The sequence below is a fragment of the Bacteroidota bacterium genome, assembly GCA_005882315.1.
Lineage (GTDB): Bacteria > Bacteroidota > Bacteroidia > Chitinophagales > Chitinophagaceae > VBAR01.
The window spans coordinates 1,361,292-1,379,990 of the sequence record VBAR01000001.1; the positions used below are offsets into that span (position 1 = coordinate 1,361,292).

Annotated in this window: 12 protein-coding genes; 9 read left to right on the plus strand and 3 right to left on the minus strand. The window is 37.6% G+C overall.

Annotation, left to right across the window (positions count from 1 at the left end; genetic code table 11):
• Nucleotides 1–98: 98 nt before the first annotated feature.
• Entirely contained in the window at nucleotides 99–983 is an 885-nt protein-coding gene (locus E6H07_05665) for an alpha/beta fold hydrolase (protein ID TMI65409.1), read from the plus strand.
• A 1-nt stretch (nucleotide 984) separates the two neighbouring features.
• Nucleotides 985–2,496: an aminotransferase class V-fold PLP-dependent enzyme gene (locus tag E6H07_05670; GenBank protein TMI65410.1), complete on the plus strand. Its 1,512-nt coding sequence runs from the start codon at nucleotides 985–987 to the stop codon at nucleotides 2,494–2,496.
• A gap of 14 nt (nucleotides 2,497–2,510) precedes the next feature.
• Here E6H07_05670 and E6H07_05675 read toward each other — a convergent pair whose 3' ends face one another.
• On the minus strand, nucleotides 2,511–3,107 hold the full coding sequence (locus E6H07_05675; protein TMI65411.1) for a M23 family metallopeptidase: 597 nt from the start codon (nucleotides 3,105–3,107) through the stop codon (nucleotides 2,511–2,513).
• A 158-nt stretch (nucleotides 3,108–3,265) separates the two neighbouring features.
• On the opposite strand from E6H07_05675, the gene E6H07_05680 reads away from it, so the two are divergent.
• Nucleotides 3,266–3,628 (plus strand): nuclear transport factor 2 family protein, encoded by a 363-nt coding sequence (locus E6H07_05680; protein ID TMI66473.1) that lies wholly within the window; start codon nucleotides 3,266–3,268, stop codon nucleotides 3,626–3,628.
• 50 nt (nucleotides 3,629–3,678) lie between these two features.
• Here E6H07_05680 and E6H07_05685 read toward each other — a convergent pair whose 3' ends face one another.
• Together E6H07_05685 and E6H07_05690 are read right to left on the minus strand one after the other, a co-directional pair.
• Nucleotides 3,679–5,013: a HAMP domain-containing histidine kinase gene (locus E6H07_05685; protein TMI65412.1), complete on the minus strand. Its 1,335-nt coding sequence runs from the start codon at nucleotides 5,011–5,013 to the stop codon at nucleotides 3,679–3,681.
• Nucleotides 5,003–6,358: a sigma-54-dependent Fis family transcriptional regulator gene (locus tag E6H07_05690; GenBank protein ID TMI65413.1), complete on the minus strand. Its 1,356-nt coding sequence runs from the start codon at nucleotides 6,356–6,358 to the stop codon at nucleotides 5,003–5,005. The genes E6H07_05685 and E6H07_05690 overlap by 11 nt, the downstream gene beginning before the upstream one ends.
• 318 nt (nucleotides 6,359–6,676) lie before the next feature.
• On the opposite strand from E6H07_05690, the gene E6H07_05695 reads away from it, so the two are divergent.
• The 6 genes from E6H07_05695 (at nucleotide 6,677) to E6H07_05720 (ending at nucleotide 18,698) form a co-directional block, all read left to right on the plus strand.
• Entirely contained in the window at nucleotides 6,677–7,930 is a 1,254-nt protein-coding gene (locus tag E6H07_05695) for an HlyD family efflux transporter periplasmic adaptor subunit (GenBank protein TMI65414.1), read from the plus strand.
• A gap of 214 nt (nucleotides 7,931–8,144) precedes the next feature.
• Nucleotides 8,145–8,822: an ABC transporter ATP-binding protein gene (locus E6H07_05700; protein TMI65415.1), complete on the plus strand. Its 678-nt coding sequence runs from the start codon at nucleotides 8,145–8,147 to the stop codon at nucleotides 8,820–8,822.
• Nucleotides 8,823–8,837: 15 nt separating this feature from the next.
• Nucleotides 8,838–11,276 carry an FtsX-like permease family protein gene (locus E6H07_05705; protein TMI65416.1) on the plus strand — a complete coding sequence of 813 codons (2,439 nt, stop codon included), beginning with the start codon at nucleotides 8,838–8,840 and terminating at the stop codon, nucleotides 11,274–11,276.
• 10 nt (nucleotides 11,277–11,286) lie between these two features.
• Entirely contained in the window at nucleotides 11,287–13,743 is a 2,457-nt protein-coding gene (locus tag E6H07_05710; GenBank protein TMI65417.1) for an FtsX-like permease family protein, read from the plus strand.
• A gap of 10 nt (nucleotides 13,744–13,753) precedes the next feature.
• Nucleotides 13,754–16,174, plus strand: coding sequence for an FtsX-like permease family protein (locus E6H07_05715; protein TMI65418.1), 2,421 nt, complete (start codon nucleotides 13,754–13,756; stop codon nucleotides 16,172–16,174).
• Nucleotides 16,175–16,217: 43 nt separating this feature from the next.
• A complete protein-coding gene (locus tag E6H07_05720; GenBank protein TMI65419.1) occupies nucleotides 16,218–18,698 on the plus strand; it encodes an FtsX-like permease family protein in 2,481 nt (826 codons plus the stop codon).
• Nucleotide 18,699: the final 1 nt, after the last annotated feature.

Genomic DNA, 18,699 nt, shown 5'->3' on the forward strand with positions numbered 1-18,699 from the left:
AAGTAATAACGGGTGTTCAATAAAACAGTGTTTTAGCACAACTTTATTCATCTAAAATTTGTATGCTGATGATTAGTAATACAAAAGATGAATAGAATATGCCCTCAAATATTACGATACGTACCAATGATGGAACAAGGATCTGGATCAGTTCTTATACACCTGAAAAAAGCAATTCAAAAGTTCTTGTTATTGGATCGGGAGTAGGATTAACACACGAATACTATCATTTATTTGCTTGCTTTTTCCGGCAACATGGCTACACCGTTATTTCATTTGATTATCGAGGCGTTGGAAAATCTGCGCCACAAAAATTGAATGGGTATGTAGCGAGTATGCATCAATGGGCAGTACAGGATATCAATGCTGTGTTACTGCATGTAAAACAACAGTATCCGAACTGCGAGATTATTTATGCAGGACATTGTATGGGTGGAGAGATTATTGGGTTGGCTCCCGCGAGTCAATATGTAAACCGAATAGTTCTGGTAAGCAGTGCACTCTCATGTGAGAAGTTGTGGCCCTGGCACCACCGGGTCTTGCTTAAGTTCTCTAAAATAAAAAACAGGACATTAAGCTGGCTGTTGGGATATGTACCACGAGACCGTTCAAGAAAGCGGGAAAGGTTACCGAGAGGAGTATACAGTGAGATGGCTAACTGGTGTGATAATCCGAACGGACTATTTGATGCATTCCCTGATAATAATTACAGGAAGCTTAATGTGCCAATACTTGTTTACACATTTACGGATGACTGGCATTGCCCGCCGAGAGCTGTAAAAGAGTTATTGAACCATTTTGCAAACGCATTCATTACCTGGCGACATATGAATCCAAAAGACATAGGTGTAAAAAAAGTCGGGCATATTGATTTTTTTTATGTTACAATGAAATCAACTTTGTGGGTAACGCTATTAAAATGGCTGAATAAGGAAGATGATGAGAAAATCCAAAATAATTTCTTAACTGCAAATTCAAATTGATATGCAAACTCAAAAGCATGAAATTTTGCCCCAACCCGAAGAGACACTTGATCCTGTTAATTGGGATGAACTAAAATTGTTGGGTGTACAAATGGTAAATGATATGATCGGCTTTTTACAAACGATCAGGGAAAAACCGGTATGGACACAACCAACAGAAACTGTAAAAAACAATTTTAAAAAGGAAATACCTCAATCACCAATGAGGCTGAATAAAGTATATGATGACTTCAAGCAGAACATACTTCCTCATTACCTCGGAAATATTCATCCGCGGTACTGGAGTTGGGTGATGGGTACCGGCAGTGCACAAGCTATGCTTGCTGAAATGCTGGCGGCAGGAATGAATTGCAATGTTGGTATCGGTGATCAGGCGCCTATGTATGTTGATCAGCAGGTAATAGATTGGTGTAAACAAATGATGAATTTTCCAGCAGATAGCAGCGGCATGCTCGTAAGCGGTGCATCAGTTGCAAATCTTACAGCTCTCATTGTTGCAAGAAATGCGGTAAATGATAAAATAAGAAAACGAGGTATTACGGGGCAAAAAAAGATGGTTATTTATGCATCAACTGAAACACATAGTTGTATTCAGAAAGCAGCGGAAGTAATCGGTATAGGAGCTGATGGTGTAAGAAAAGTAAACGTGAATGAAAAATTTGAGATGGATGTTGTTCATCTTGAAAAACTGATCAAAAAAGATAAAGAAGAAGGAATCATTCCTTTTTGTGTAGTGGCTAATGTCGGTACCGTTAATACAGGCGCAATTGATCCGTTGGATAAAATTTTCTGGGTATGCTGTAAACAAAATTTATGGATGCATGTTGATGGGGCATTTGGTGCATTATTAAAGTTATTACCTGAGTATAAAGATCGGCTGGATTGTCTTGAGTTTGCTGACAGTATTGCTTTTGATTTACATAAATGGATGTCGGTTCCTTATGAAGCAGGAGTTGTACTGGTAAAGGATGCTAAAGCTCACCGAAGTGCTTTTGCTTTACAACCCGATTATATACATAACTATGAACGAGGCATCGCAGCAGGACCTGAATTGACATCTAATTTTGGAATTGATTTATCAAGAGGATTTAAAGCATTAAAAATATGGATGAGCCTGAAAGAACACGGAATTGAAAAATTTGAAAGACTGATCAGGCAAAATATACAGCAAGCACAATATTTAAAAGACCTGGTTTCAAATGATCTACTACTTCAATTAATGGCGCCGGCAAATATGAATATTGTTTGTTTTCGTTTTAATCCCGGATTGTATGATGCAGAACAACTGAATGATATCAATAAAGAAATATTGATTCAATTACAGGAACAGGGTATTGCTGCGCCATCTTATACAAAGATCAATGGAGCTTTTTGTCTACGAGTAGCCAATGTTAATCATCGCTCAGTAAAAAGCGATTTTGATGTTTTGGTAAAAGAGACACTGAGATTAGGGAATGAAATTTTAGGCAACAGGAAGAAATATTTGAAACAAATGGATGGGAAGGCAGCATAGTATTGTATGAGAGGTCATTTTTTATTCCGGTACCATTTCCAGGCACGCAGGTATTTTATTCCTTTTGAAGTTTCAAATCTTGTTGGTATCATTTGCCATTGACCTCTGCTATCTGATCGCCATACGATAAAGTGCAAATGAGGAAATGCCGTATAGCCGGTATTTCCGCTTAATGCGATGAGCTGTCCTTTTTTTACGGTATCCCCTACATTTACGAATGCACCATCTTTTTGTATATGCCAATAACCACTTCTTGAATTATCGGCATGTTGAATGATAATATTATTCCCATACTGCCGGTATTTACTGTTCCATCCGCCTTTATCACCATCTTCTTTTACCCTTGTAACAATACCATCTCTTGCTGCGAGGATCTTTGTTCCTTTTTTCATTTTAAAATCCAGCGCCGCTCTTTCTTTATGTGTGTATTTACCGAAATAACCTTGTACAAGAAATTTAGCTTTATTTTTTTCAAACGGCAAGGCATATACATAACTGGTATCATCTTTAATAATACCTTTTTGTAATTGCTTTATTTCTTTACGCAGTGGATTTTTACTCACCGCACATCCGGCAAGCCAGCAACAAAAAAAGAGTACAAGGGATCTCAATAGCTAACTTTTAGTAATAACGATAAAACTACACTCATCCGGTAAATTTTTGTGTTCATAATTATTTAATTTTTTCAGCGGTAAAACTTTCGTAGTTTCTCTGTCCATTTTTTAAACTTTTAAATTTTATAACTATGCCAACAACAGAATCTGCGGTAATGACAACCCAGGAAGTAGCCAACCGTTTTAACGAACTGGCGCAATCAGGCCAGTGGGCCGAAATTCAGGCGGAATTGTTCAGTGATGATTCGGTTAGCATTGAACCCCCACACGGTGTTGCAATGGGAATGAGTAATGCAGCAGGGTTAACTGCTGTTAAAGCTAAAGGCGAAGCTTTTAACAAGATGGTGGAAGAAATGCATGGTGGTTATTCTACCCCTCCGGTAGTGGGCGGAAATTTCTTCAGTGTAGGAATGGGAATGGATGTGACTATGAAGGGTGCCGGTAGAGTAAAAATGGATGAGATTGCAGTGTATGGAGTAAAGGATGGAAAAATTGTAAGTGAACAATTCTTTTACTAAGAAAAAAATTACTGGGTTAGTAAGTCCTGCTATGGCGGGACTTTTTTATTTTAAAATTTCAGTACAAAAGCGCTGCCTTCATTTTCCTTACTGTGTACCTGAATATTTCCTTTATGTAGCAGCATTATTTGTTTGCAAAGGCTAAGGCCGATCCCGCTGCCGCTTTTTTTAGTACTGAAGAAAGGGATAAAAATCCTATCCAGTAATTCATCGGGTATTCCAACGCCATTATCAGCCACCTTAATTAATACTTTGGTATTTTCCTGCACAGCTGATAACACAATCCGCGGATTAGTTTTTTCTTTGACAGCCTCCAGCGCATTGATCAATAAATTTATCAGCACCTGTTCGATCAAATTTATATCAACCTCGATCATTAGCCCCGGATCTTTAAGTATTACTTCAAGTTCAATATTTTTTTGAGTCAGTGTTGGCTGCATCAGTGTATGCAGATTTTCAAATAGATCCCGAACAAGTACTTTCTTTAGATTGGGTGTTGTGATCTTATTCAGGTTGCGATAAGTCTCTGCAAATTTTAAAAGACCTTCACTACGCCGCTTAATGGTTTCCAGACCGAGTTCAAGATCATCCCGTTCAGTGCCACTTTCAACTACTGCTGTTTGGAGTAACCTGTTTTTTAAAGTACCGGCCAATGATGAAATGGGGGCGACTGAATTCATGATCTCATGTGTCATTACACTCAGCAGTTTTTGCCAGGCCTTTGCTTCTGTTTCGTCAAGGGCTTCATTAATATTCTGGCAAGCAATTACTTTATTTATTTTCCCTTCTGTTTGAAACATGGTAGCCGCCAGCAATATTTTTACCTGCCTGTTTTCTTTTGAAATAGTAACCACTCTAGTTTCACCAGGACGAATTGCAATTATAGATTCGTAAAGAGATGCATCTCTTTTTTCCAGCGAATGAATTGTTTTCAGGTAAGGGATATCCATCATTCTTTTGAATGTATCATTCATCCAGTTCAATTCACCGCTTTCTGTTTCGTAAGAGATAATTCCAGTATCTACCAGTTCAAGAATTTTTTGCAGGTATACATATTGCATTTCCTTTTCCCGGCTGATCACTTTGAAAGTACTATTGATCTCATTAAACCCAGCTCGTAGTGGTTGTAGTTCCGATGGCGCCTGTTTTACATTAAAATACCTGGAAAAATCACGGTAATGAACAGACTCCACAAATTCTCTTACTTCATCCTGTGCTTTTTTCAGCATGCGGTAGATATCGTACATCTGTATAATAATTACCGGGGCCAGCAAACCCATGTACAGGTAATAATTACTTACCATCAGCCATGCGGCACCCGTTAACACTGCAAAAAGCAATATCACTTTTATCAATAATCGTATTTCATACTTTTTATATGTCATACTTACTTAGTCTTCTGTATAAAGCAGTTCTTGTTAATCCCAATTCTTTAGCTGCCCTTGTTATATTACCATTATGTTTTTCTATTACTCTCATGATTGCATTTCTTTCAACCGTACTCAATCGCATATCAGCATTTTCATTTCTGGTATCCGGCAAAGTTTCCAGTGGTGAAAAGATCAGGTCTACATCGCTAATAACTTCGTCTTCACACATGATAACAGCTCGTTCAATCGTATACTGCAGCTCCCTTACATTACCAGGAAAATGGTATTGACTGAGTTTATTTAATGCGCTACTATCCAACTGGAGTTCAGGCTTAAAATACTTGGCTGCATATTGTTTCATGAAATATTTTGCCAGCAGCGGAATGTCTGAGGTCCTTTTTCTTAATGGTGGAATTGTTATTTCAACCGTGTTGATGCGATAGATCAGATCTTTCCGGAAACGGTTTTCATTTGCCAGTTCTGCAAACGGAACATTGGTGGCACAAACCAAACGGATATCAACTGGAACAGGCTGATTTGTTCCTAGTCTTGTGACCTGCCTGTTTTGTAAAACAGTCAGCAACTTTGCCTGCTGGTGCAGGGAGATATTTCCGATTTCATCTAAAAACAAAGTGCCGCCGTTTGCTGATTCAATTCTTCCTGTTCTGTCTTCTTTTGCATCGGTGAAAGCTCCTTTGCGGTAACCGAAGAGTTCACTCTCAAACAATGTTTCTGTCAATGAACCTACATCTGTTTTTACAAACGGGCCTTTTGCCCGCAATGACCTTTGATGAATAGCCTGTGCTACAAGGTCTTTACCTGTTCCGTTTTCACCGAGTATTAAAATATTTGCATCTGTAGGCGCTACCTTTTCTATTTTCTTAAAAATATCCTGCATAGGCTCCGATTCACCAAGCAGTTCAGTACCGATAATAGAATCAGAAGATGAAATATTGGTTTGTGAAGTTCCTGATTTTCGTTTCAAGGCTTCACGTATTGTTTCCAGCAATCGTTCATTATGCCAGGGTTTAATTACAAAATCGGATGCACCTTCTTTCAATGAACGAACGGCCAGATCAATATCTCCATATGCAGTGATCATGATCACTGCCGTTTGCGGGGCTAGCTCTTTTATTTTTTTCAGCCAAAAAATACCTTCATTACCTGTGTTGATGGTGCTGTTGAAGTTCATGTCCAGCAATACGAGATCAAATTCTTTTTTGGGCAGGGTTGAACGGATAGTTTCGGGGTTTTTTTCAATCAGCACTTCCCTTACTTCTGTTTTTAATAAAAGTCGCACGGCAGTAAGCACATCCGTGTCATCATCTATTACTAATATGGAAGCGTTTTTAAGAATCATCAATATTTTTTTATACCATCACATCTTCATGCCAAAAATACAATTGCATGGTAATAAAAATTTTATTTTCATTGGCTTATGCCTGGTGTATCATAATCGAACACTGTGTGTATCGATTCCGTACAACTACGAAACTTTCCGTTGATTAATTCATTGATACCCATAGGCTTCAGAGACTGGCACAGCTTTGAAAGCTAAGAGAAGCAAATTTGATTTTCTCATGTAAGTGTAGCCATGAAATTTTCATCCTGTTGTTACAAACAGGATGATTTTTTCGTTACACCAGATTAGCGATAAATAATTTTCAGAAAAAAATTTATGGATAGAGTAATTGAAAAAAAGACCTGGAGTACCAAACGCCTTCTAACTATCGGCGGTATTACTGCACTTGTGTTATTGATAGCGGCGGCTATTTACTTTACGTCAGGCAAGAGCCGGTTGAATGTGGACACCGAGCGGATCACCATCAATGAGATTAAAAAAGGTCCATTCCAGGAGTTTATACCCGTAAACGGAACGGTTCTGCCGCTTACAACAATTTATCTTGATGCGTTGGAAGGAGGAAGAGTAGAAGAAAAATTTGTAGAAGATGGCGCAATAATGAAAAAGGATCAACCAATTCTTCGGTTATCAAATACTGACCTGGAGTTGAGTCTTGTGAACCAGCAAACTGCTGTTTATAATCTTTTAACTCAAATGCAGATATCACAAAATGCAGCACAGCAAAATACAGTGAACCGCTTGAATAGTTTAACTGATGCCAATAGCCAGCTGAAAGAGGCGGAAAGAATTTATATCCTCAACAAAAAATTATATGAGCAAAAAGTGATTGGTGGGCAGGAATTCAAACAATCAGAAAACAATTATTACTACCTGCTTGAAAAGAAAAAATTGTCTGAGCAATTACTTCACCAGGATTCAACATCAAATGTGCAGCAGCTTAACCAGGCGAAACAATCTTATTTAGGTTCACAAAACGCATTGGAGGTAATGCGTAAAAAAGTAGGTGACTTGATTGTAAGAGCACCTGTTGATGGGCAGCTGACCTCATTGGATGCGGAAAGAGGCCAATCAAAAAGTAAAGGAGAAAGACTGGGACAATTGGATGTTATCGGCGGCTTTAAAGTACGGGCCGATATAGATGAACATTATATCAGCCGCATTTTTATCGGGTTGATGGGACAAGTAACAATAGCGGGTAAAGATTATAAACTGAAAATTAAAAAAGTTTATACACAAGTAATCAGTGGTCGTTTCCAGGTGGATATGGAATTTGAAGGCATTGTTCCGGATGGAATGCGTCGTGGTCAAACCTTGCAGATACGTCTTGCGTTGAGTGATGAAGTAGAAGCAATACTATTACCCAAAGGTGGTTTTTTCCAACAGACAGGCGGCAACTGGATTTTTAAAGTAAATGAAAATGGGAAAGGGGCTTATAAAGTAGATATACAATTAGGAATGCAAAGCCCCGACTATTACCAGGTATTGAATGGCTTGCAGGTGGGGGATAAAGTAATAACAAGCAGCTATGAAAACTATGGCGCAATACAGGAACTCATTTTAAAAAAATAAAACCATAAACCATGAAAATATTTCTCGTGTTTGCTGTGGCCGTTATTACACTGCTAGCATCATCATCTTCCCGGACAGCAAACAAGTCTTTTAAAAAAGAAACAATTCCGACATGTTGTAGTAAAAAGAAATGCATTGAAAATAAAACGGAAGAGATATTCCCGTTACAATTATTTAATATTTAAAAACAGTTATTCATTTTAAAAAATAAAGTATGATTAATATCACCAGCCTCGAAAAGTATTACAGAACAGAAGAAGTTGAAACCGTTGCACTGAATAAACTTTCATTGAATGTTAAAGAAGGAGAGTTTCTAGCCATCATGGGTCCTTCGGGTTGTGGCAAATCCACCTTGCTGAACATATTGGGCCTGTTAGATGATCCCGATGGCGGAAGTTATGTTTTCAACGGCACTGAAGTGGCAAAGTATAATGAAAGAAAAAGGGCCGACCTGCGTAAAAGAAATATCGGTTTTGTCTTCCAAAGCTTCAACCTGATTGATGAGTTGACTGTATTTGAAAATGTAGAGCTGCCTTTAATTTATACGGGCATCAAAGCACCTGAACGTAAAAAAAGAGTTGAAGAAGTATTGGATAAGATGCAGATCATGCATCGTCGTAATCACTATCCTCAGCAGCTAAGTGGTGGTCAGCAACAGCGTGTAGCTGTAGCAAGAGCTGTGGTAAATAATCCCAAACTCATTTTGGCAGATGAACCTACAGGAAATCTTGATTCATCAAATGGTAATGATGTGATGCAATTACTTACTGATCTGAATGAACAAGGAACAACGATCATCATGGTTACACACAGTGAACATGATGCAAAATACAGTCACCGTATAGTTCGGATGCTGGACGGTCAGACTGTGACCGAGAATATATTAGTATAGTCTAAAAGTATAGCCATGCTTAAAAATTATTTCAAGATCGCATTTAGAAACCTTTGGAAACACAAAGGTTTTTCGGCTATTAATATTATGGGGCTTGCATCGGGTCTTGCCTGTTTTATTTTAATTGCACTGTATGTTGCAGATGAACTGAGTTATGACAAGTACAATGAAAAAGCAAACCGCATTTACCGGATCGATGCTGACATTGTCTTTGGAGGAAATAATTTACACCTTGCTGTATCACCTGACCCAATGGGGGCAATGCTGAAAAAAGATTACCCGCAGGTAGAAGAGTATGTCCGCTTTTATGCATCCAGTGGCAATAAGCTCATAAAGAAAGGCAATGAATATATCACAGAGACTAATGTAGCTCATGCCGATTCTACTTTATTTAATGTATTTACACTTCCGGCAGTTGCAGGAGATACAAAAACGGCATTGAATGAACCGAACACGGTTGTTGTTACTGAGTCAACGGCAAAAAAATATTTTGGAACAACAGATGTAATTGGAAAAAATATTGAAACAAACGATCACACAAAAACCCTTTATAAAATAACAGCAGTTATTAAAGATATTCCCAAAGCTTCTCATTTCAATTTTGATTTTATTTTCTCGATGGATAATGTAGACTATCAATGGGGTACCTATTTAAGCAATAATTTTCAAACCTATATTGTTTTAAAGCCCGGGACTAACTACAAAGAGTTTGAAAAAAACTTTGATCAGATAATCAACAAATACATTCTGGCAGAAGCAAAGCAGTTCATGCAGATCAATTCCATGGATGATTTTAGGAAAGCCGGCAATAAACTGGACTATAGCCTGATGCCGCTAACGGATATTCATCTGAAATCCGATCGCTATCCCGAACTGGGAGTTAACGGAAACATCCAGAATGTATATATTTTTTCGGTGATCGCTTTGTTTGTTTTATTGCTTGCTTGTGTCAATTTCATGAACCTCTCTACAGCCCGTTCATCCGGCAGGGCAAAGGAAATCGGTATAAGAAAAGTAATGGGCTCTGAGAAAAATGCTTTGGTCAGACAATTTTTAAGTGAATCGATCTTAACAACAATTATCTCTACACTTATCGCTTTTGGTCTGGTTGCACTTTGCATTTCATGGTTCAATCAAGTATCAGGAAAAGAGCTCAGCATGGTTTCATTGCTGCAATTAAAGTATCTCCCATTCCTTATTTTATTACCTGTAATTGTTGGTTTACTAGCAGGCATCTATCCGGCCTTCTTCCTTTCATCGTTTAACCCGATCACAGTTTTAAAAGGAAAAGTAAATGCAGGCTTTCGGAAAAGTACACTCAGAAATGTGCTGGTTGTTTGTCAGTTCACTATATCCATTGTTCTTATTATAGGAACAATCGTTGTTTACAGGCAGTTGAATTATATACAATCAAAAAGACTGGGATTTAATAAAGACCAGGTTTTAATTATCAATGGTACAAATGCTCTTGGAAATAATGCTATTCCATTTAAAGAGGAAATAAAAAAAATGGCCGGAGTTAAAAGCGGCACATTTGCCGGCTTTATTCCTATATCCGGCTATGCAAGAAATGATAACAGTTTTTCCAAAGAAGCGGTAATGGATTCGAAGAACAGTTTAAATATGCAGGTTTGGGCGATAGATTACGATTACCTGTCAACGATGGGAATGGAAATAAAGACCGGTAGAAATTTTTCCAAAGAATTCGGAACAGATTCTAATGCTACTATTATAAACGAGACTGCTGCAAAGTTGTTGGGCTTTGATAATCCAATAGGTAAAAAACTGTATACTTTTTTCCAAAACGCAGGGACACAAAAGCTGATCTACCGGGAGATCATTGGTGTAGTTAAAGATTTTCATTTTGAATCAATGAAACAAACAATTGGCCCGTTGTCTTTCAGGCTTGAAGACAGCCGATGGGCAACTGCATTTAAAATAAGTACAACCAACATTAAAGATTTAATTAGAAATGTTGAAAGCAAATGGAAAGCAATGGCCCCAGGCATGCCGTTCAGTTACCAGTTTATGGATGAAGGATTTGATAATATGTATAAAGTGGAACAAAGAACCGGAAAACTAGGATTAAGCCTTGCCATCATTGCAATTCTTATTGCTTGCCTTGGATTGTTTGGGTTGGCTACTTATATGGCTGAGCAGCGTACAAAAGAAATTGGAGTAAGAAAAGTTCTGGGAGCTACCATAACAAATGTGGTTTCGATGTTATCAAAAGATTTTCTAAAACTTGTTATCATTTCAGCAGTCTTTGCTTTTCCATTGGCCTGGTGGGCTATGGATAAATGGCTGCAGGATTTTGCGTTTAGAATAAATATTGGATGGTGGGTTTTTATAGTCGCAGGTGTAATCGCCTTATTGATTGCATTGATTACAGTCAGTTTCCAGGCAATAAAAGCTGCGCTGGCAAACCCGGTGAAATCATTAAGAACAGAATAAATAATTAGCCATGATAAAGAATTATTTGAAAATAGCATGGAGAAACCTGGCGAAGAACAAGGTATTTTCTTTCATTAATGTTTTCGGGCTTTCTATTGGTCTTACCTGTTGTATTCTTATAACCCTCTATATCTATCATGAAATAAGTTATGATAAGTATCACAAAAATGGCGATCGCATTTTCCGCTTAGGAACTGTTTTTATTGACCAGGGAATTGAGGAGGCTGGAAGCAATAGTTCCGGGCCATTGGGCAGAATGCTTCAACAGGAATACCCGGAAGTAGAATCTTCTGCAAGAATACTGAATCTTTTCAGAGACGATAAAACATTGCTTCAGGTAAAAACGGGTGATGATAAATTAATATCATTATATGAAACAAAAGGATTTTTAGCTGATTCCAATTTTTTTCAGATCCTGAGTTATCAATTTAGAGAAGGAGATTCCAGAACCGCACTGATAGAACCAAACTCAGTTGTAATAAATGAAGAAATAGCCAATAGACTTTTTGGAAGTGAATCTGCTATTAATAAGATCATCCGTATTAGCAGCAGTACCAATGGCGATACAAGTTTTAGAATAACAGGAGTTTTTAAAAACCCCCAGGGTCCATCGCATCTTGATGCGAGATTTTTTATGTCTTTCAGGGGTGGGCAAATGGATCGGTTTGCAAATGACAACCCAAGTCTAGCTAATAACAATATGTTCTATACATACCTGTTATTAAAAAATGGAGATGATGCAAAAAAACTGGAACAAAAATTTCCTGATTTTATTCAAAGACATCTTAGCGACCATTTGCAGCAAACCGGCAAACAAAGAAAATATTTTACTATAGCGGTTCCGGATATTTATTTATCCGGCATATCAAAAAATAGCACGACAGAAAGCGGTAGCAAAACAACTCTATTCATTCTTGGTTCTATTGCTATACTTACCTTATTAATTGCTTGTATCAATTTTATGAATCTTTCTACAGCTAATTCGGCGAAACGGGCTGCGGAAGTTGGCGTGAGAAAAGTATTAGGGGCACAGAAAAATTCTTTACTCCGGCAATTCTTGGGTGAATCTTTAATTATGGCCGGAATAGCATTGGTCTTTGCAATGATCTTTACTATTCTTTTACTGCCAGTTTTTGAACAGGTTTCCGGAAAAACGTTGAACATTTCAGTTGAACAAAAAATAATCTTAGGAGTTGTATTTATTTTTCTTGCAATAATAACCGGCCTGCTTGCAGGAAGTTATCCTGCATTTTATCTTTCTTCTTTCAGACCAATTAAAGTATTAAAAGGAAAGTTTAGCAATTCACTTGCGGCTATTTCATTGCGTAAAGGCCTGGTTGTTTTTCAATTTATCATTTCCATTGTATTAATTATTGCATCTGTAGTGATCGCTAAACAGATGACTTACTTGCAGAAAAAAGACCTGGGTTTCCAAAAAGATCAGCAAATTATTATTCCGTTAAGAACATCAACTGCTAAAAGCAGTGTACAGGCATTTAAAGGAAGCATTGTTAATAATACAAGTATAAGCTCAATAGGTACATCAATGTCTTATCCCGGAATTTTTAATCCGCAGGATTGGTTAATGTATCGACAGGGGCAAACAATGAATAATTCAAAACAGGTTCATATCAATCTTGTTGATAATAGTTTTTTACAAACCTTAGGAGTTAAACTGGTAGCAGGTAGATTGTTTTCTTCAGAGTTTGCAGCAGATACGCTTACAAGTTTTGTAATTAATGAGAGGGCTGTTAAAGAATACGGCTTTGCTTCTGCCCAGGATGCAATTGGTAAATGGCTTGCTGCTGATTGGGACGGCGAGCAAAACCGATTTACTATTATTGGAGTTGTAAAGGATTTTCATTTTAAAGATCTGCATGAAGCTATCGAACCATTTGCATTTCGTTTTTATAGCGATGCAGATGCAGGATTCAATTATATGATTGCGCATTCTAATGGAGGTAACATAAAGCAATCTTTATCTGTTTTAGAATCTTCATGGAAAAAATTGAACCCGAACGAACCTTTTGAATATGGGTTCCTTGACCAGGATTTTCAAAAAAATTATGAAAAGGATGACAGGCAAGCAAACCTGATCAATTATTTTACCATCGTTGCTATTATTATCTCCTGCCTGGGGCTTTTTGGTTTAGCCACATTCACTGCAGAACAACGGACAAAAGAAATAGGTATCCGAAAAGTTTTGGGTGCCAGTATATATGGAGTGGTTGCCCTGCTATCAAAAGATTTTCTGAAACTGGTTGTGATAGCAGTTATTATCGCTTCGCCTCTTGCTTTGTATGCTATGAATAAATGGCTACAAAATTTCGCTTATAAAACTTCCATTACATGGCAGGTTTTTGCAATGACAACATTGATAGCTGTTATTATTTCTTTTGTAACTATAAGTTTCCAGGCTATCAAAGCAGCTATTGCAAATCCTGTAAAATCATTGCGAACAGAATAAAAACATAGCTATGTTTAAAAACTATTTAAAAACAGCTGTCAGGAATTTGCTTCGTTATAAAGGGTTTGCTATCATTAATATTTCAAGTCTTACTATCGGGATCATCGGCTGTATTGTAATTGGATTGTTTGTATGGGATGAATGGCAATACGATAAAAAAATTCCCGGCGGAGAAAATGTTTATCGTTTATATGAGCAGCATAAGAATAATGATGCAATAACTTATGGTGCACCTGTGCCCCCGGCTTATGCAAGTTTTCTTAAAAGAACTTACCCTGAAGTAGATACAACAGTCCGCATATTGATGTCTACTAATAAATTTCTGATGGAAGTTGGTGAGAACAGGAATTATGAGGACAAAGGTTGGTTTGTTGAATCTTCTTTTTTTGAAATTTTTCCTTTGAACTTCAAACGTGGCAATCCTGCGACAGCATTGTCAGATCCGGGAACAGTTGTCCTTTCTGAAGATCTTGCAAAAAGATATTTTAAGAATGAAGATCCTATTGGTAAAACTATTTATATTAATAAGGACACCTTTACTGTAAAAGGAGTGCTTGCAAAGCTGCCGGATCATTTTCATTTTGATTTTCATTACCTCATGTCATTGTCATCTGCAGGTTTACCAAAAGAGCGAATGGAAAAATGGACATGGCACCAGTTCTATACTTATGCAAAGCTGAAACAGGGAACTGATGTAAAACAGTTGCAGGATAAATTCCAGGCACATGTGAGAAGAGAGATATTTCCAACACTGACACAGGCCGGTTCTACATTTCTTCCTTTTTTTCAACCATTAAAAGATATTCATCTTCGATCAGCAGATTTTATTTACGATAATGCTGTTCGGGGTAATCAAACTTATGTAAAAGCATTAACTATTATTGCATTATTTGTTTTAGTGATCGCCGGTTTTAATTTTGTAAACCTTGCCACTGCACGGTCATTCAGAAGAGCAAAAGAAATTGGTGTAAGAAAAGTGATCGGTGCAGAAAGGAAACAACTTATCATACAATTTATTGGAGAAACGATCTTGCTTTCTGTTTTGTCAATGCTGCTCGCAATTGTTGCTACGTTCCTTATCGTTCCATTGCTAAATCAATTTACAGGTAAATCAATAGAGTTTAATCCTATTGCCAATCCAATTCTTGGTTTAATAATATTAGCTGCGGGAGTAGTTATAGGTATGATCGCTGGCATTTATCCCGCATTAGTGCTATCAGGGTTTCAACCGATAAAAATTTTAAAGAATATAAAGCTTATTGGCAGTGGCGGCGGCGCATGGTTGAGACAAGCTTTGGTGGTTATTCAATTTGCATTATCCGTCTTACTGATTGTTTCCACAACAATTGTTTACAGACAAACAAAGTATTTGAACGATAAAGACCTTGGTTTTAATAAAGAGCAGGTTGTTTATTTCCAGGTGAGAGAGGATATAACAAACAAGTTAGATGCATTCAAAGATGAGTTAAAACGTTCTTCAAATATTATTTCACTTACGGCAGGTTACGGGTTACCCGGAGACCGGTATGCAGGAGACGGAGTAAAGACATTTGGAAATGACGGAGAGAAGGATCGGGCTGCTAATGTTTTTATTGGTGATCATGATTATGTCAAAACATTGGGGTTAAGAATTATTGCTGGACGGGATTTTTCAAACGAGATGGCTACTGATGTAAAAGAAGGATTCATCATTAATGAGGCTGCTGTGAAAGAATGGGGATTTGGTACGCCTGAAAAAGCAGTAGGCCAAAAATTGAGCTGGAATGAATGGTTACCCTTGGATACATTAAACCCCGTAAAAACAGGAAGAGTGATCGGAGTCGTGGAAGATTTTCACTATAAAAGTCTTCATGAAAAAATTACCCCTTCTGTTATCCACGTATATCCGCAGTATGTAGCTACAGTAGCTGTTAAATTGAGAACTGCTGATACAAAAAGCGCAATTGATCATATTAATAAAGTATGGAACAAGTTTGCTCCTGGCTATCCTTTTGATTACAAATTCATGGATGAAACGTATGCAACTATGTATAAAGCAGAAGGAAAATTAAGTGAGCTGCTTTGGATATTCACGGTTATGGCTATCGTGGTAGGTTGTATGGGTCTGTTTGGATTGGCAGCATTCAGTGCTGAACAAAGAACGAAGGAATTAGGTATAAGAAAAGTATTAGGAGCAAATGCTTTTGATATTGTTGGGTTGCTATCTAAAAATTTCCTTGTGTTAGTTATGATCGCTTCTCTGATTGCTTTTCCCATCGCATGGTGGGCAATGAAAAGTTGGTTAAAAGATTTTCCATACAGGGTTAGCATCAGTTGGTGGGTATTTGGTATTGCAATTATTGCGGCGTTGGCAATTGCATTGCTGACCGTGAGTTTCCAGGCAATAAAAGCGGCATTAGCTAACCCTGTAAAATCATTAAGAACGGAATAAAACAGAACAATTTGGTTTACTGCTACGATAAAAAATAAAAGATATGTTTAAAAATCATTTGAAGATTGCATTAAGAAGCCTGCTCAAAAAAAAGGGAATGAGTTTATTCAATGTGCTTGGTCTTGTTGCTGGTATCACATGCTGTCTTCTCATATTCCAATATGTCGCTTACGAAAAAAGCTATGATGCATTCCCTCAGAAAGCTGATCAAATTGTACGACTGAGGCTTGACTTAACTGACCAGGGAAAATTAACAATGCAATCGGCTGCTGTTTACCCGGGACTCGGCACATTATTAAAAAAAGATTTTCCTGAAGTAGAGAGTTACTGCCGCTTAGTAAGTACCCGTATTTCATGGGCAAAAAACGAAATGGTACAAAGCAATGTGGTGCTTGCAAACGACGAAAAGAATATCAAAGCTTCTGAAAACAAAGGATTCTATGCTGACTCATCATTCCTCGGTATGTTTTCTATTCCTGTTATCAATGGAAACTCAGCATCGACGTTAAGCGGTCCGAATAAAATGATGCTGAGTGAAAGCATGGCAAAAAAATATTTTGGCACTGATAATCCAGTTGGTAAAAAGATGTCAGTAAGAGAAGGTGGAAACGTTTACTATTATGAAATAACAGGAATATTTAAAGATTTTCCGGTTAATTCTCATTTGTCATTTAATTATCTGATATCCTACCCAACTTTTGTTGATAAGGTCCGGAGCTTAGGAGCACCGAAATGGTTGGATCCTGAAACAAGTTTGAGCTGGTATGATTATTATGTGTACCTGCAATTAAGTCCCGGTACAAATCCTAAAAATTTCGGATCCAAGCTACCTGCTTTTTCCGACCGGTACATAAATAGTCCACAAGGAATAGCCCGCAACAACAGGCAGGATCTATATATCCTGCCGTTGAAAGATATTCATCTGCAGTCTCATCTTAACCAGGAACCAGGTGTCAATGGTGATGATAAAGCTGTCTCATTTCTTTTTCTTGTTGGTTTTTTAATTATCGGGATCGCATGGATAAATTATGCAAACCTGGCAACGGCACGTTCATTAGAAAGAGCTAAGGAAGTAGGTGTAAGAAAAGTGTTGGGAGCATTGCGCCGTGACCTTGTCGGGCAATTCTTAACAGAGAGTTTCATGCTAAATATTATTGCAGTTGTAATTTCTGCAGGTTTGGCGATTTGGTTAACAAGCTCATTCAACAGGCTAATTGGAAGTACTTCACCTCACGGGTTTCATTTGCCGGCACTTTATTGGATTGGATTTTTATGCCTGTTCTTTGGAGGAACATTTTTATCAGGAATATATCCAGCATTCGTTTTATCAGGCTATCATCCCATTGCTGTTTTAAAAGGAATGTTTAAAAATTCAACAAGGGGCACAATTGTTAGAAAAGGGTTGATCGTAGGTCAGTTTGCTACCTCTATCATTTTAATTGCAGGTACCATTATTATTTACCAACAGGTAAATTTTATGAGAAATCAAAAACTTGGTGCCAATATAAATCAAACATTGGTACTCGATGGGCCCAACGCAAACCAGGACGCTGCTTATCAAAGTTCATTTCAATCTTTTAAAAACGAAGTGTTACGGATTGGAGGTATAAAAAGTATAACAGCATCTTCAGGAGTAATGGGTAAAGAGATTTACCTGACCAATGGTGCTTACCTGGTGAATTCGAAAGAAAAGAATGCTTTTACTGTTTACACACTTTATGTTGACAATGATTTTCTTTCAGCATATGATATGGAGTTTAAAGCAGGGCGAAATTTCTCCTCGGATAATGTTACTGATAAGAAATCAATTGTATTAAGCGAAGAAGCTGCAAAACTTCTAGGTATTAATGATCCCGCAAAAGCGATCGATGAATTGGTTTATAATTTTCGTGATTCGTTAAAAGTGATTGGTGTAGTGAGTAATTACCACCAAATGGGATTGAGCCGGGAAATGATGCCGGTCGTCTTTGTTCCAAAACCCGAGATCAACAATTTTTATTCAGTCAAATTTCAAACTGCCGGGATACACCAGTCAATTGGTTCGCTTGAAAAAGTATGGGCCAAGTATTTTCCTGCAAGCCCATTCAGTTATTTTTTTCTTGATGAATTATTTAATGAACAATACAAGTCTGATGAAATGTTTGGAAAGGTGTTCGGCTTGTTTTCATTTTTAGCTATCCTCATTGCTTGTTTTGGATTGCTGGGATTATCAGCTTACAATGTATTGCAGCGTACGAAGGAAATAGGAATAAGGAAAGTTTTAGGTGCCTCTGTTCCAAATATTCTGTATTTGCTTTCAAAAGATTTTTTGCTGTTGATAGCTATCGCTTTTGTTATTGCTGTTCCTGTTGCCTGGTGGGTGATGAACAGCTGGCTGCATGATTTTCCTTACCGGATCTTAATAAGCTGGGTTGTGTTTTTAATAGCCGGCATTGCTGCATTGGTAATAGCACTGCTTGCAATCGGGTTACAGGCCATCAAAGCTGCACTGGCAAATCCTGTAAAATCATTACGAACAGAATAAA

Bases quoted from the DNA above. Each gene is read 5' to 3' on its own strand.
- E6H07_05665 (TMI65409.1), top strand. From the start codon at position 99: ATGCCCTCAAATATTACGATACGTACCAATGATGGAACAAGGATCTGG.
- E6H07_05670 (TMI65410.1), top strand. From the start codon at position 985: ATGCAAACTCAAAAGCATGAAATTTTGCCCCAACCCGAAGAGACACTT.
- E6H07_05680 (TMI66473.1), top strand. From the start codon at position 3,266: ATGACAACCCAGGAAGTAGCCAACCGTTTTAACGAACTGGCGCAATCA.
- E6H07_05685 (TMI65412.1), bottom strand. From the start codon at position 5,013: ATGACATATAAAAAGTATGAAATACGATTATTGATAAAAGTGATATTG.
- E6H07_05690 (TMI65413.1), bottom strand. From the start codon at position 6,358: ATGATTCTTAAAAACGCTTCCATATTAGTAATAGATGATGACACGGAT.
- E6H07_05695 (TMI65414.1), top strand. From the start codon at position 6,677: ATGGATAGAGTAATTGAAAAAAAGACCTGGAGTACCAAACGCCTTCTA.
- E6H07_05700 (TMI65415.1), top strand. From the start codon at position 8,145: ATGATTAATATCACCAGCCTCGAAAAGTATTACAGAACAGAAGAAGTT.
- E6H07_05705 (TMI65416.1), top strand. From the start codon at position 8,838: ATGCTTAAAAATTATTTCAAGATCGCATTTAGAAACCTTTGGAAACAC.
- E6H07_05710 (TMI65417.1), top strand. From the start codon at position 11,287: ATGATAAAGAATTATTTGAAAATAGCATGGAGAAACCTGGCGAAGAAC.
- E6H07_05715 (TMI65418.1), top strand. From the start codon at position 13,754: ATGTTTAAAAACTATTTAAAAACAGCTGTCAGGAATTTGCTTCGTTAT.
- E6H07_05720 (TMI65419.1), top strand. From the start codon at position 16,218: ATGTTTAAAAATCATTTGAAGATTGCATTAAGAAGCCTGCTCAAAAAA.